Source organism: Azospirillum sp. OGB3, assembly GCF_014192915.1.
Classification (GTDB): Bacteria; Pseudomonadota; Alphaproteobacteria; order Azospirillales; family Azospirillaceae; genus Azospirillum.
Genome location: NZ_JACHYN010000020.1, coordinates 67,004 through 81,597, shown reverse-complemented (window position 1 = coordinate 81,597; position 14,594 = coordinate 67,004). Strand labels below are relative to the sequence as shown.

Annotated in this window: 11 protein-coding genes; 5 read left to right on the top strand and 6 right to left on the bottom strand. The window is 68.9% G+C overall.

Annotation, left to right across the window (positions count from 1 at the left end; genetic code table 11):
• The first annotated feature begins 65 nt into the window (after nucleotides 1-65).
• The 4 genes from FHW79_RS27730 to FHW79_RS27715 all read left to right on the top strand — a co-directional run bounded on the left by FHW79_RS27730 (nucleotide 66) and on the right by FHW79_RS27715 (nucleotide 5,549).
• Nucleotides 66-1,073, top strand: a complete 1,008-nt coding sequence (locus FHW79_RS27730; RefSeq protein WP_348984291.1) for an AAA family ATPase — start codon at nucleotides 66-68, stop codon at nucleotides 1,071-1,073.
• Complete coding sequence (locus FHW79_RS27725; RefSeq protein WP_183181902.1) at nucleotides 1,063-1,950, top strand: ParB/RepB/Spo0J family partition protein; 888 nt, start codon at nucleotides 1,063-1,065, stop codon at nucleotides 1,948-1,950. Before FHW79_RS27730 ends, FHW79_RS27725 begins: the two co-directional genes overlap by 11 nt.
• A 471-nt stretch (nucleotides 1,951-2,421) precedes the next feature.
• The gene (locus tag FHW79_RS27720; protein ID WP_247884640.1) at nucleotides 2,422-3,819 is read left to right on the top strand and encodes a glycosyltransferase; all 1,398 of its coding nucleotides are present in this window, start codon (nucleotides 2,422-2,424) and stop codon (nucleotides 3,817-3,819) included.
• 767 nt (nucleotides 3,820-4,586) lie between these two features.
• Entirely contained in the window at nucleotides 4,587-5,549 is a 963-nt protein-coding gene (locus tag FHW79_RS27715) for a recombinase family protein (RefSeq protein ID WP_247884639.1), read from the top strand.
• Between the two features lie 12 nt (nucleotides 5,550-5,561).
• On the opposite strand, the gene FHW79_RS27710 is transcribed toward FHW79_RS27715, so the two are convergent.
• The 6 genes from FHW79_RS27710 to pseB form a co-directional block, all read right to left on the bottom strand.
• A complete protein-coding gene (locus FHW79_RS27710; protein WP_247884638.1) occupies nucleotides 5,562-5,924 on the bottom strand; it encodes a hypothetical protein in 363 nt (120 codons plus the stop codon).
• A 469-nt stretch (nucleotides 5,925-6,393) separates the two neighbouring features.
• Nucleotides 6,394-7,797, bottom strand: a complete 1,404-nt coding sequence (locus tag FHW79_RS27705; protein WP_183181899.1) for a phosphomannomutase/phosphoglucomutase — start codon at nucleotides 7,795-7,797, stop codon at nucleotides 6,394-6,396.
• Between the two features lie 33 nt (nucleotides 7,798-7,830).
• Nucleotides 7,831-9,153 (bottom strand): UDP-glucose/GDP-mannose dehydrogenase family protein, encoded by a 1,323-nt coding sequence (locus tag FHW79_RS27700; RefSeq protein ID WP_183181898.1) that lies wholly within the window; start codon nucleotides 9,151-9,153, stop codon nucleotides 7,831-7,833.
• A 263-nt stretch (nucleotides 9,154-9,416) separates the two neighbouring features.
• Nucleotides 9,417-9,713: a hypothetical protein gene (locus FHW79_RS27695; protein ID WP_183181897.1), complete on the bottom strand. Its 297-nt coding sequence runs from the start codon at nucleotides 9,711-9,713 to the stop codon at nucleotides 9,417-9,419.
• Between the two features lie 99 nt (nucleotides 9,714-9,812).
• Complete coding sequence (pseC, locus tag FHW79_RS27690) at nucleotides 9,813-11,075, bottom strand: UDP-4-amino-4,6-dideoxy-N-acetyl-beta-L-altrosamine transaminase (protein WP_183181896.1); 1,263 nt, start codon at nucleotides 11,073-11,075, stop codon at nucleotides 9,813-9,815.
• Nucleotides 11,075-12,127, bottom strand: coding sequence for a UDP-N-acetylglucosamine 4,6-dehydratase (inverting) (pseB, locus tag FHW79_RS27685; RefSeq protein WP_211108510.1), 1,053 nt, complete (start codon nucleotides 12,125-12,127; stop codon nucleotides 11,075-11,077). The genes pseC and pseB overlap by 1 nt, the downstream gene beginning before the upstream one ends.
• Nucleotides 12,128-12,324: 197 nt before the next feature.
• On the opposite strand from pseB, the gene FHW79_RS27680 reads away from it, so the two are divergent.
• On the top strand, nucleotides 12,325-14,565 hold the full coding sequence (locus FHW79_RS27680; protein ID WP_183181895.1) for a DUF6165 family protein: 2,241 nt from the start codon (nucleotides 12,325-12,327) through the stop codon (nucleotides 14,563-14,565).
• Nucleotides 14,566-14,594: the final 29 nt, after the last annotated feature.

Below are 14,594 nucleotides of genomic sequence, written 5' to 3'. Positions count from 1 at the left end.
TTGACCGATTCGGGTCTCCGTCGTATCGGTTGAACACGGCAAGCGCATTCGCTGTGGAGGTTGACGTGCGTGGCGAAGACATGAGGCTCCTGCGCGAGGAGCGCAAACTCTCACAGCCGGATTTTGCGGCTTGGCTGAACGAGCGGCTGGAGCGGCGCTACGACCGGTCCAAGATCTCCCGGTGGGAAAGCAACAGCGAGAAGATCCCCGACGCGGTGGTCCGTTTCCTGCTGAAGGAGACGACGGTGGTGGACGGCAAGCACGGCCCGGCGCTGGTCGTCTGCCTGGCCAACCAGAAGGGCGGCGTCGGCAAGACCACCTGCACGGTCAACACCGCCAGCCTTCTGGCGCGCGAGGGCTACCGTGTGCTCATCATCGACGCCGACCCGCAGGCCAACGCCACAGCGCATCTCGGCATCGACCTGATCGAGTATGAGGAGGGGCGGCGCAAGTCGCTCGCCCATGTGCTGCGCGAGGAGGTCGCGGTCGAGGACATCGTGGTCCCGGTGGGCGACATCGGGCTGGAGATCGCCCCGTCGAGCATCGAGCTGGCGTCGGTCGAGGTGGAACTGACCGCCGACCCCAGCGGTCCGATGGCGCTGCGCGAGCGGCTGCAGGACGCGCGGGCTGCCTACGACTTCATCTTCATCGACTGCCCGCCGAACCTCGGCCAGTGCACGGCCAACGGGTTGGTGGCGTCGGACGTCATCGTCATCCCCTGCCAGACCGAGTATCTGTCCTCGATCGGCGTCAACCATCTGCTGAAGACGATCAACAAGCTGAAGCGGCGCTGCCATCCCAGCCTCGCCGTCCTGGGCATCCTGCCGACCATGCACAACGCCCGCCTGAACCAGCACCAGGTGACGCTGGAGCAGCTTCACAGCGCGCTGGGCGGCACGCTGCGCATCTTCCCGCCGGTACCGCGTGCGACCATTTACGGCGACGCCGCCCTTGCCGGGCGCGCCGCGCTGGAGGCGGTGCCCGACGCGCCGGGGGCGTCCTCCTACCGGGCGCTCGCCGACGCCATCGCCGCGGAGCGCCACAAGCGTGTGGAGGTGGCCCATGTCGCGTAAGCTCGGAACCGGGAACCTTGCCCGGCTGAACGCCATGAGCCGTGGCGCGCTCGCCGTCTTCGCGGAGCCGGAGCAGGGAGTCCGGCTCGTTTACCCGGACGTGGAGTGGATCGAAGCCAACCCCGACCAGCCGCGCCGGCGCTTCGACGAGGCGGACCTCGCCGCGCTGACGGACTCCATCCGCAAGCACGGCCTGCAGCAGCCGATCGGCGTGCGGGAACTGGGGCCGAGCCGCTTCCAACTCGTCTTCGGGGAGCGGCGCCTGCGTGCGGTGCGCGCGCTCGGCCAGCAGACGGTCCCCTGCATCCTGGTGCCGGACGGCATCGACACCGCCGAGGTGGCGGTGGTGGAGAACGTGCTGCGTGCCGAACTGACGCCTTTCGAGGAGGCGGATGCCTTCGTGGCGCTGGTCGAGCGGCACGGTTACTCCCACGCCGATCTCGGCCAGATCATGGGGCGCGACCGGGCGGAGATCACCCGGACCATCGCTCTGACGAAGGTGTCCGCCGCGGTGCGCGAGCGCTATGAGAACGCTCCCAGGAAAGTAGCCCGCTATAAGCTGTATCAGGTCGCCGCCCTCGACGATGTGGACGCACAGCTGCGCCTGTGGGACTCGCTGGTCAATGAGCCCCTGCCCGCCGCCCCGGCCGAGGCCGGGAATGGCCATGCGCCGGGGCAACGGACGAACCGCCGGGGGGACGAGCCCGAGGTGGTGCTGAGCGCCTTCAGCCTGCGCGTGTCCCGCAACATCCTGCGGACGCGGGAGGCCCTGCAGGCGTTCCAGGAAAAGCCGAAGCGGCTGGACGGCGTGGACCGCGAGGTTCTGCGCGCGCTGCGCAGCTCCATTGACGCCATCCTGGACAGCGATCCGGAATGACGGGGGCCGGTGAGAATTCTCACCGTTATTCCTTTTTCGGCATAACGGTGAGAATTCTCACCGGCCAAAAGCCGGCTCTTCCTCGGCCATGGTCCGGGACCTCATCGGCCGGTGCCAGTGCTTCAGGGTGGGTGGGGCAATCATGACCGGGTATCGTCGCCGCCCGCCACGTCCCCGAAGGCTCGCGACGCCGCGGCGGGGGGAGAAACCCTCGGTTTGTGGCCTCCGGGAAGCCTTTCCACACCCCGGTTGCATTTTGCCGGGATCGGTATCACTGTGGCGCCCGCCCGTTGGACTGTCGCCCGGACCGCCCTGCTTGGCTTGTCCTGTTCGGCGGAGGCCCGGTTGCTTCCGAACACGTTGTCACGGACCCTATTCATGACTGTTGAGAGTTTCGAGGACGCTGCAGCCGGTGCGCCCACCCGAACCGGTGATGCAGGTTCCCTGTCGCCCCGCCAGGAGAGCGTGCGGATGCTGTTCGACAGCCTTGCTCCCGAGCGCGACCGCTGGGTCGAGCGCAATCGCGCCTTCCACGAAGCTGACCGTGCCTATCTGCGTTTCCTCATTCCGGAGAACGCGTCGGTCCTCGAGATCGGCTGCGGCACCGGCGACACGCTGGCCTTTCTGGAACCATCGTGCGGGGTGGGCATCGACCTCAGCCCGGCGATGATCGAACGGGCACGGCAGCGCCATCCAGGGTTGGAATTCCACATCGGCAACGCGGAGGACCCCACTGTCCTGGCGGGGATCGAAGGGCGCTTCGACGTCATCCTGCTGTCCGACACCGTCGGCTTCCTCGACGACATTGAGGAGACGCTGCGCCAGCTTCATCGCTTCGCCACGCCGCAGACGCGCATCATCGTCAGCTACCATTCCCGCCTGTGGGAGCCGGTCCTGGCCGCAGCCGAGCGGTTCGGCCTGAAGATGCCGCAGGGACAGATGAACTGGCTGTCGAGCGCCGACATCGCCGGCCTGCTGACCCTGGCCGGCTGGCAGCCGGTGAAGCGCGAGTGGCGGCAACTCGTGCCGCGCCGGCTGCTCGGCCTCGGCACGCTCATCAACCGCAGCATCGCCCCCTTGCCGGGGGTCCGGAAGCTCTGCCTGCGCAACTACGTCGTGGGGCGTCCGATCGCCAGGGCGCCGGAGCGGCAGCCGTCCTGCACCGTGCTGATCCCCTGCCGGAACGAGCGCGGCAACATCGAGAACGCCATCCGCCGCATGCCGCGCTTCTGCCCGGACCTGGAGGTGATCTACGTCGAGGGCAACAGCCAGGACAACACCTACGAGGAATGCCTGCGCGTCCAGGCCGCTTATCCGGACTGGGACATCAAGGTCATGAAGCAGCCGGGCAAGGGCAAGGGCGACGCGGTGCGCGCCGGCTTCGCCGCGGCGCGGGGGGACATCCTGATGATCCTCGACGCCGACCTGACCGTGCCGCCGGAAAGCCTGCCGAAATTCTACCGCGCCATCGCGTCCGGGCAGGGGGAGTTCATCAACGGCACCCGGCTGGTCTATCCGATGGCCGATGAGGCGATGCGCTTCCTGAATTGGATCGCCAACCGCGCTTTCGCCCGCATCTTCTCGTTCCTGCTGAACACGCGCTTCACCGACACGCTGTGCGGCACGAAGGTGCTCTGGCGGCGCGACTACGACCAGATCGTCGCCAACCGCCACTACTTCGGCGACTTCGATCCTTTCGGCGATTTCGACCTGATTTTCGGCGCGTCGAAGCTGAATCTGGAGATTGTCGAGGTGCCGATCCGTTACGCCGACCGCAGCTATGGCGAGACGCAGATCAGCCGCTTCACCCACGGCTGGCTGCTGTTGCGGATGGTGCTGTTTGCCTGGAAGAAGCTGAAGGCGCTTTGATTCCACCACACCGTCGAGCGTCGGTCCTTTACCGACGCTCGACGGTCGGGACTGCGACGGTGGTCCCGCCGATCCATATCTGGGAAGGCGAGCTGCTGGTCCAGGTGGCCTGAGGGGCGCTCCCGCCGATCGAGAGTGGGCGTCAAGTTCGATCCGTCATGTTCACGCTTGGTGGCATTCGCCAACGCGAGGCCCTCCGTCCCCTCCTAGGGGGCAGGGCTCATCATCATGGTGACGCCCTCGTGCTTTCTTCATCCGACCATCATAAAGGGATCGGCGTTCCGGCCATGTCGGAACCATGCGTCGGAACCATGCCCGAACGCTTTTGTCGTCGCAGGCGATGATACTGTTGCAGATGTTTACTTCCGTAAGTGGAAGGTTTTCCGATACGATCGTCGTTGATCGGGGGCACATCCTTTGGCGGTGTCCGTGTGTCGTTGTCGGATGGATCCGTTTAGAAGAGAGTAAATCGGTTTAGAACCGGACCGCCGCTGCTCAGATCGGCCGTTCCAAGCGCGTCAGGGCGCTCGATCCCAGCCAGATCGCTGGGCCATTCCGCGCATGTCCGTAGCCCGGTTTTGCGATCCGCGGTCCGGCACCCTGATCCACGTCGCAGATCCCCTTTGGGACGCTCCCGATCACGGGACGACCGGCCGCACGATCGCTGTAAAGGAATTGGCGCGCCCTGAAACGGTCATTTACTCTCAACTTCTGGAACTTTACAAAGGGGGTGTCCGGAAGTCTTTTTCCCGGCTTGGGAGAAGGGAATGGCCCTCATCGGCTACGCGCGCGTCTCGACCGACGAGCAGACCACCGCCGGCCAGTTGGACGCGTTGCGCGCCGCCGGCTGCACGGAGATCTTCGAGGAGAAGGCGTCGGGCGCGTCCCGGGCGCGGCCGGAACTGGCGCGGGCGCTCGCCCGCATCGCCCGCGGCGACACGCTGGTCATCTGGAAGCTCGACCGGCTCGGTCGCTCGCTGGCCCACCTGCTGGAGGTGATCGAGGACCTGCGTGGTCGCGGCTGCCACTTCCGCTGCCTGACCAGCCCGATCGACACCGCCAGCCCGCACGGCACGCTGGTGCTGCAGATGCTCGGCGCCGTGGCGGAGTACGAACGTTCGCTGATCCGCGAACGCACGCGGGCCGGGCTGGCGGCGGCTAAGGCGCGCGGCCGGGTCGGCGGCAATCCCAAGCTGAAGCAGGGCGACACCGCGACGGCGCAGCGCCTCGCCGACCGGCAGCGCCAGCTCTATCTGCTGGAGCTGACCCGCTCGGCGGAGGAGTGGCTGCCCACCGTGCGGCGCCTCCGGCCGTCCCGCTCGTGGGCGGCGGTGACCCGCGCCGTCAACGCCAAGCTGCCGCCCGGCCGACACTGGACCGCCGAGCGGTTGCGCCGCGCCGTTCGCGCCTTCGTCGCCGAGGGGCTGGCCGACCCGGCGCTGCTCGACAAGGTGCCGTCCGTGCGCGGGAATGACCGGCTCATGGTGCTGGTCGCCGGCATCGCCCGCGCGAACCCCAAGCTGTCGCTGCGGGCCATTGGAGCTCAGCTGGAGGCGATGCGGGAAACCACGCCGCGGGGCGGGCGCACCTGGGCGGCGGCCTCGGTCAAGAACCTGCTGGACCGGGCGCGAACGCAAGGGTTGCTGGAGCGCGGCGCGTCGGTGGAACAGCTTCGCGCGTCGGATGGCGGCCCCGATCGGGCAGGCATCACGCGCCCTGCAGGGCGGTGATGGCTCCGTCCTTCAAACGCTCGATGCCGTCCAGACAGTGCTGCCAAGCTGGGCGGATCCCTGGCTTCCCGTCGCCACCGCGCGGCTGACGACCTCGCCGTCGAGATTGATGAAATACGTCGCGGTTCGGACGAGCTGATCGGGCGCGAGGCCGTTGGCCCTCAGTTCCTCCCACATCCTCTCCATCTCATGCCCAGGCCGGCCGAGATAGGAGTCGGTGATGCGGTCCATCAGCTTCTGCTGGTCGGCCGTCACGTAGGGCATGTAGCCGCGGTCATTGACGGGCAACGCCATCTGGAACGCCGGCGGGTCGGTCGTTCGGCTCTGGACGATTTTGTTGCGTTGGCGCTTGTACGCTTCCAGCTCCGCCTGCATCCGAGCGATCTCCTCGTTCTCGGTCCGCTCGCCCGATGGCGGAACTGTCGTCGCGGCCGGCGATCCGGACGCGTTTCCCGACAGAAGGTCCGAGAAATCGGGTGAGCCTGTGGGGTGGCCGGCACCCGACATCCTGCTCCGATCCGAGACGACAGCATGGCCGGCGGCCACAGGGTATCCAAGGACTTGCACGCTCACCTCCGCTGCGGTTCATGGCACCGCCATGTGCTGCCGGACAAAAGCAAAGGTTGTGCCATATCCTGACTGCGTCCAAGACCGCCGGACGCGCCGCCGGTGACGCCGACGCGTGCGCCGTTCGCTTGGTCGGACTTTGCCGACGGGCATGAAATGCCCGGCGGAGCGCAAGCGCGGAGACGGTGAGAATTCTCACCGCTCATCCCTGCGAGCGCGGGCAGGAAAAAGGGCCCTTCCCACACCCGATGGGAAGGGCCCTTTCCGTTGGATGCCGTCAGTGGGCGCTGCCGCCGTCCTCGAAGGAGGGCGCCTGGAGGCCGGAGGCCGCCAGCTGCGCGACCACCATGTCCTTCAGCCGCTCCAGCCCCTCGGGCGTGCCGGATTCCGCACGGGCCACCAGCACGTCCTGGGTGTTGGAGGCGCGCAGCAGCCACCAGCCGTCGGCCGTCGTCACGCGGACGCCGTCGATGTCGTTAACGTCGGCGCCCTCGGCCTTCAGCCGCTCCTTGACCTCCTGCACAACCTGGAACTTGCGCTCCTCGCTCACCTGGAAACGGGTTTCCGGGGTGTTCACCACCGCCGGAAGGCGGTCGCGCAGGTCCGACAGCGGCACGCCGAGCTTGCTGACCAGCCCGATCAGCCGCAGGGCGCAATACAGCGCGTCGTCGAAGCCGTACCATTTGTCGGCGAAGAAGATGTGGCCCGACATCTCGCCGGCTAGCGGCGAGCCGACCTCGGCCATCTTCGCCTTCAGCAGCGAGTGCCCGGTCTTCCACATCAGCGGATTGCCGCCCAGCCGGGCGATCTCGTCGAACAGCGTCTGGCTGGCCTTCACGTCGGCGATGATGGTGGCGCCGGGATGGCTCTTCAGAACGTCGGCGGCGTAGATCGCCAGAAGCTGGTCGCCCCACACCACGCGGCCCAGATGATCGATGGCGCCGATGCGGTCGCCGTCGCCGTCGAAGCCGATGCCGATGTCGCAGCCCTTCGCCGCCACCACGGCCTTCAGATCCACGAGGTTCCTCTCGACCGTGGGGTCGGGGTGGTGGTTCGGGAAGGTGCCGTCGATGTCGTCGAACAGCAGGGTGTGCGTGCCCGGCAGCCGGGCCGTCAGGCGGCGCAGGATCTCGCCGGTGGCGCCGTTGCCGGCGTCCCAGGCGATCGTCAGGTCGCGGGTGCCGTCGTAATCCTTCAGCAGCCGCTCCACATAGGCGTCCCGCACGTCGACCTGTTCCGAGGAGCCCTTGCCCGACACATAGTCGGCCTTGGCGGCGATGACGCCGAGATCGAGGATTTGACGGCCGTAGACCGGCCCCTTCCCCAGCATCATCTTGATGCCGTTGTAGTCCGGCGGGTTGTGCGAGCCGGTGATCATGACGCCGGCCGCCGCCTCGCGGTCGCGGGTGGCGAAATACAGCATCGGGGTGGGGCCGAGCCCGATGCGCAGGACATGCAGGCCGCAGGCGACCAGCCCATCCACCAGGGCCGCTTCCAGCTCCGGCGAGGACAGCCGGCCGTCATAGCCGACGCACACGGTCTTGCCGCCACCGCGGGCGACCACGCTGCCGAAGGCGCGCCCGACCGCGCGGGCGTCGGCGGGCGTCAGGGTGCTGCCGACGATGCCGCGGATGTCGTATTCGCGCAGCACCGTCGGATGGAACGTGTGGGCCTCGTTCATGGTCTCGAATGACCTCCTTGGACCAGATCCGTTTCAGACCGTTTTGGGCTGCGCGGGCCGCCCGATGGAAGAGTAGGCGAAGCCGGCGGCGGCCATGTCGTCGGGATTGTAGATGTTGCGCAGATCGACCATCACCGGGCGCTTCAGCAGCGCCTTGACCCGCCTCAGATCCAGCGCGCGGAACTCGTTCCATTCCGTCAGGATGGCGACGCAGTCCGCCCCCTCCAGGGCGCCGTAGGCGTCCTTCGTCCACTCCACGCCGGGCAGCAGCTTCTCGGCCTCGTGCATGCCGGCGGGGTCGAAGGCGCGCACGGTGGCGCCGGCGGCCTGGAGCGCCGGGACGATGTCCAGCGACGGGGCGTCGCGCATGTCGTCGGTGTTGGGCTTGAAGGTGACGCCCAGCACGCCGACGGTCTTGCCGGCCAGCGACCCGTCGCAGGCCGCGACGATCCGCTCGGCCATCCGCTTCTTGCGCGCGTCGTTGATCTCCACGACCGTCTCGACGATGCGCAGGGGGCTGTCCGCCTGCTGGGCGGTGCGCACCAGGGCGAGCGTGTCCTTGGGGAAGCAGGAGCCGCCGTAGCCCGGACCAGGATGCAGGAACTTCTTGCCGATGCGCCCGTCCAGCCCGATGCCGCGGGCCACGTCGTGGACGTTGGCGCCCACCTTCTCGCACAGGTCGGCGATCTCGTTGATGAAGGTGATCTTGGTGGCCAGGAAGGTGTTGGCGGCGTACTTGGTCAACTCCGCCGTTTCCAGCGAGGTCAGGACGATCGGCGTCTCGATCAGGTAGAGCGGGCGGTAGATCCGGCGCATCACGTCGGCGGCGCGCTCCGAGGAGGCGCCGATCACCACGCGGTCGGGGCGCATGAAATCGCCGATGGCCGAGCCCTCGCGGAGGAATTCCGGGTTGCTGGCCACGTCGAAATCGGCGTTCGGGTTGGCGCGGCGGATGATCGCCTCCACCTCGCGCCCCGTCCCGACCGGCACGGTCGATTTGTTGACGACCACCGTATAGTGGTCGAGATGGGAGGCGATCTCCTCCGCGGCGGCGTAGACGTAGGAGAGATCGGCATGGCCGTCGCCGCGCCGGGTCGGGGTGCCCACGGCGATGAAGACGGCGTCGGCCCCGGTCATCGCCTCCTTCAGGTCCAGCGTGAAGGACAGCCGCCCGGCGGCGACGTTGCGCGCGACGAGATCATCCAGCCCCGGCTCGTAGATCGGAATTTCGCCGCGCTTCAGCCGCTCGATCTTGCCGGCGTCCTTGTCCACGCAGGTGACGTGAACGCCGAATTCCGAAAAGCAGGCGCCGGACACCAGCCCGACATAGCCCGTACCGATCATCGCTATGCGCATGAAAATTCCTTTGCTGACAGCCACGCGCCTCCGCCCGTCTCCGGACCGGAAGGCGGTTCCTGGCGTTCAAACGCTGTGCGGTGCGTTTCGGGCCGCTGCCTGGGTGGCCCGATCTGTTTGCAAGGGGCCGCGGAGGCCATAAAGGCCGGCGTGCATCGAACAGCCTTGGCCGGCCAGGGAAAGGCCGGACCGGCCCATGGCCGCGTTCTGCGCCTCATCGGTGCGATCCGGCCCTCATCAGGCCATCCGAACTCGGGGCCGTTTCAAATCGCCTGGAGATAGGCGGGATCAAGGGCGCCGTGGCGGAACGGGATCCAGTCCTTGTGGTCGGCGCGGTATTGCAGACCATAAGGGTTCTTGAAGAAGATCTTCTGCAACGGCTGCCCGCCCTCGGCGCGGGTGCGCTCAAGGTCGATCAGGGGGGAGGAGGCGAACACCTTGTCCCACAGCTCGGTGTTGTCCACGTCGCGGCCCGCGTTCTTCACGTAGTCGCGCGCGGCGTCGCTCAGTTGCCAGGCCTCTTCGACCATCGCGTAATAGTCCACAGTACCCTCGGCCATGACCCTGCTCCGAAGCGTTCGAGATGACGCTTGGCATAGCGCATTTTTGGAAGGGAGAAAACTGTCCAGCAGCGACGCCGGCCAGCGACGCAGGGGGCGTCACGCCGGGGTGGGCAGGCCGAGCGCCGCGGCCAGGGCGGCGACGACCCGGTCGACGTCGGCATCGGCCATTGCCGGGAACAGGGGCAGCGACAGCGTCCGGGCGTAATGGGCGTCGGCGCCGGGCAGGGCGAGGTCGCCGCAGCGCTTGCGCCAGTAGGGCTGGCGGTGGACCGGGATGTAATGGACCTGGGTGCCGATGCCCCGCTCCCGCAACTCGGCCATGACCCGTGCCCGCGTCCGCCCGGCGGCGGCGAAGTCGATGCGGACGGCGCAGAGGTGCCAGGCGGGGCGGCACCAGGGAGCGCGGGCCGCCGGCCGGACCAGCGGGGCGAGGGGGGCCAGCCGCTCCGCGTAGAGGTCCATCAGGCGGCGTCGCCGCTCCACGAAGGCGTCCAGCCGCGTCAGCTGGCTGAGGGCGAGCGCCGCCTGGATGTCGGTCAGGCGGTAATTGAAGCCCGGCTCCGCCATCTCGTAGTACCAGGGATGGGCGGTCCCGTCCTTGGCGAGTCCGTCCGCGGCGGAGGCTGCTTCGCGGTCCTCGAACGCCGCCGGGTCCCGCTCCATGCCGTGGTTGCGGAAGCGGCGCAGGCGGGCGGCGAGACCGGCGTCGTTGGTGGTGACGGCCCCGCCCTCGCCCGCCGCGATCGTCTTCACGGGATGGAAGGAGAAGGCGGTGAGCGTGCCGAAGGCGCCGCCGCCGACCGGCAGGGCGTGCCCGTCGGGCGCCAGATCCAGGCTGCCGATGGCGTGACAGGCGTCCTCGATCACCGCCAGCCCGTGACGGCCGGCGAGCGCGCCGAGCCCGGCCATGTCGGCGGTCTGGCCGGCGAAATGCACGGGCGCCAGGGCGCGCACCCGCCAGCCGGCGCGGGCGGCCCGCTTCATCGCCGCCGCCGCCTGCTCCGGCCCCATCAGGCCGGTGTCCGGATCGACGTCGGCGAAGGCGACCTCCGCCCCGACATAGCGGGCGGCGTTGGCGGTGGCGAGGAAGGTCACGGCGGGCACCACCACCGCGTCGCCGGGGCCGAGCCCCAGGGCGAGCGTGGCCAGATGCAGGGCGGCGGTGCCGTTGGCGCAGGCCACCGCGTGGGCCGCGCCGGTGCGCTCGCGCAGCGCCCGCTCGAAGGCATCCACCGCCGGCCCCTGGGTCAGCCAGTCGCCGCGCAGGACGGCGGTCACCGCGTCGATGTCGGCCTGGTCGATGTCCTGGCGCCCATAGGGCAGGAAGGGGAGCGGCGGTTGGGACGCCGGGTCGCCCATCACGGGGCTTCCGCGATCAGCCGCATCAGCCGCGCGCCGTCCAGCCAGTCGGTGTTGGTGTCGCTGGCGTAGCGGAAGCCGTCGGCCACCGGCCGCGCGCCCAGCCGCTGGTAGGGCTCGTGCGTCCAGAAGGCGAAGGCCGGCTCTATGACGAAGCGGTCCGGCAACTCGAAGGTCTGACGGGAATCGTCCTCGGTGATCATCACCTCGTGCAGCTTCTCGCCGGGGCGGATGCCGACCGGCTTGTGCGGCAGGTGGGGCGCCATCGCGCGGGCCAGATCGGTGATGCGCATGCTGGGGATCTTGGGCACGAAGATCTCCCCGCCCTGCATCATCGCGATGCAGGAAGCGACGAAATCAACCCCGTGCTGGAGCGTGATCCAGAAGCGGGTCATCCGCTCGTCGGTGACCGGCAGCGCCTCCGCCCCCTCCGCGATCATCTTGCGGAACAGCGGGATCACCGACCCGCGCGAGCCCACCACGTTGCCGTAGCGCACCACCGAGAAGCGCGTGCCGAGCGAGCCCGACAGGTTGTTGGCGGCGATGAAGATCTTGTCCGAGGCCAGCTTGCTGGCGCCGTAGAGGTTGACCGGGTTGGCCGCCTTGTCGGTGGACAGCGCGATCACGCGCTTCACGCCTGTGTTCAGCGCGGCCCGCACCACATTCTCCGCCCCGTAGACGTTGGTGTGGATGCATTCCATGGGGTTGTATTCGGCGGCCGGCACATGCTTCAGCGCGGCGGCGTGGACGCACACGTCCACCTCGCGCATGGCCAGTTCCAGCCGCTCGCGGTCGCGCACGTCGCCGATGAAGAAGCGCAGCGTGGAGGCCCATTCCGGCCCCAGCTGCTGCTGCATCTCATACTGCTTGAACTCGTCGCGGGAGAAGACGATGACCCGGCGCGGGCTGGCCCGCCGCAGCACCGTTTCCACGAAGCGGCGCCCGAAGGAGCCGGAGCCGCCGGTGACCAGGATCGACCGGCCGTCCAGAAGGTCGAAGCCGGATTGCAGAGCCTCGGTCGGCGCCCCACTCGAACGGTCAAGCTGCTGCATGGTCACTGTGATCGCACATTATGGTGTCTGAGGTCGTTTTGGCCGACCTTAGCCTGATACCCCTATCAGTGCGTTAATGTTTCGGCAATCGGCGGGGCGGTGCAAAGCCGGGCGCCGGAGGCCGCGGCCCCCCTCGGCCGGCTGGGGCTTTGCAGAAAACTGTTGCGCCGGCACCGTTCCTTTGCACTCTGGCGTGCATGCCGGCCAACGATCCCTCCGCAGCGGCGAACCGGTCCGCAGCGCCCGCCTTCCCGCCCGCGGGCGCCGTCCACGATGCGGAGGCGTTCCACCGCGCCCTTCTCCGCAACGACCCCCGCAACGCCGACGCCTTGCTCGGCCTCGGCGTTCTGTGTCTGGACACCGGGCGCGCGGGGGAGGCGGAATCCCTGTTCCGCGCGTTGGCCGCCGTCGGCCCGGGCGCGGATTGCAGCTATCACCTCGGCCTCGCGCTGACGGCGCTGGAGCGGGCGGAGGACGAGGCGGCCTACCGGCAGGCCCTGGTCTTCCGGCCCGGTTTCCCGGAGGCGCTGTGCAACCTCGGCGCCGGCCTCAACGCGCAAGGGCGGCTGGAGGAAGCCGGGCAGATCTACCGCCGGGTCCTGGCGGTCCGGCCGGACCATGCCGAGGCGCTGTCAAACCTCGGCCTGATCCGGCAGGGACTGGGGATGCTCGATCGCGGGGTCGCGGCTCTTTGCCGCGCCCTGGCGGTCCAGCCCGGCAACCCGGACATCCTGCACAACCTTGCCCTTGCGCTCGACAAGCAGCGGCGGCTGGTCGAGGCCGCCGACGCCGCCCGGCGCGCCGTGGCGGTCCGGCCGGACCATGCCGAGGCCCTGTCCACGCTCGGCACCCTCCTGCGGGAACTGGACCGCCTTGCGCCGTCCATCCTGGCGCAGCGAAACGCCATTCTTCTCCGCCCGGACCGTGCGGAGACGCTGAACAACCTCGGCAACAGCCTGCACGATCTGGGGCGGCTGGACGAGGCGGTGACGGCCTACGGCCGGGCCTTGGCAATCCGCCCGGACTTCACGGGCGCCCATTGGAACCGCGCGCTGTCCCGGCTGCTCGGCGGGGACTATTCACGCGGCTGGGACGATTACGAGTGGCGGCTGCGCCAGGAGGGGGTCCAGGCGCCGGGCGGCCCCTTCCCGCAGCCGTTGTGGCGGGGGGAAGAGCCGGCCCGCGGAACCCTGCTGGTCCATGCCGAGCAGGGGTTCGGGGACACGATCCAGTTCATCCGCTACGTGCCGGCCGCCGTGGCGCGCGGGTGGCGTGTCGTGGTGGAGGCGCCGCGCCCGCTGCTCCGTCTGCTCGGTTCCCTGCCGGTTCCCGAGGGCCACGTGACGCTGGTCGCCAAAGGCGATCCCCTGCCGCCCTTCGACGCCCATTGCCCGCTGCTCAGCCTGCCGCGCGCCTTCCGCACCGAAGTCGCGACGATCCCGGCGCCCATCCCTTATCTCGGCGCCGATCCCGAGCGGGTCGCGGCCTGGGAGCGGCGGCTGCCGCCGCGGACGATGGTGACCGCTGCCCAAGGACGCGAAGGGCAAGGGGGCGGGCCGCTGGCCGGCCTGCGGGTCGGCATCGTCTGGCAGGGCAACCCGCAGGCGGCGGTCGATCGCGGGCGCTCCGTGCCGCTCGCGGAATTCGCGCCGCTTGCGCGGATTCCCGGCCTGCGGCTGGTCAGCCTGCAGAAGAACCACGGGCTGGAGCAGCTCGACCGGTTGCCGGACGGCATGAGGGTGACCGTGCTCGGGCCGGACTTCGACGGTGGGCCGGACGCCTTCCTCGACACCGCGGCGGTGATGACGGGGCTGGACCTGATCGTCACCACCGACACGGCGATCGCGCATCTGGCCGGCGCCCTCGGCCGCCCGGTCTGGCTGGCGCTGAAGGCGGTGCCGGACTGGCGGTGGCTGATGACGCGGGAGGACTGCCCCTGGTACCCGACCATGCGGCTGTTCCGCCAGACGAGGCCGGGGGACTGGCGCCCCGTCTTCGCGCGGATGGCCGGCGCCCTGTTCGAGATCATGATGGCGAAGGCGATGCGGACGACGGACATCCTCGTGGAAACCGCGCCGGGAGAACTCCTGGACAAGATCTCCATCCTGGAGATCAAGCGGGAGCGGATCCAGGACCCGGTCAAGCGGCGCAATGTGGAGACCGAACACGGCATCCTGACGCGGACCGCGGACCGGCACATCCCGGATAGCTCGGAACTGCGCGAACTGGCCGCCGCCTTGAAGACGGTCAACACGGCCCTGTGGGAGATCGAGGATGCGATCCGCGACTGCGAGCGGGCTCAGGATTTCGGGCCACGCTTCATCGAGCTGGCAAGGGCCGTGTACCGGACGAACGACCGGCGTGCCGCCATCAAGCGGCAAATCAACGAACGGCTCGGTAGCGCTCTCGTCGAGGAGAAATCCTATGCGGCCTATTGAGGCCCTGCATGGGAGCGAAACGTCGGAAG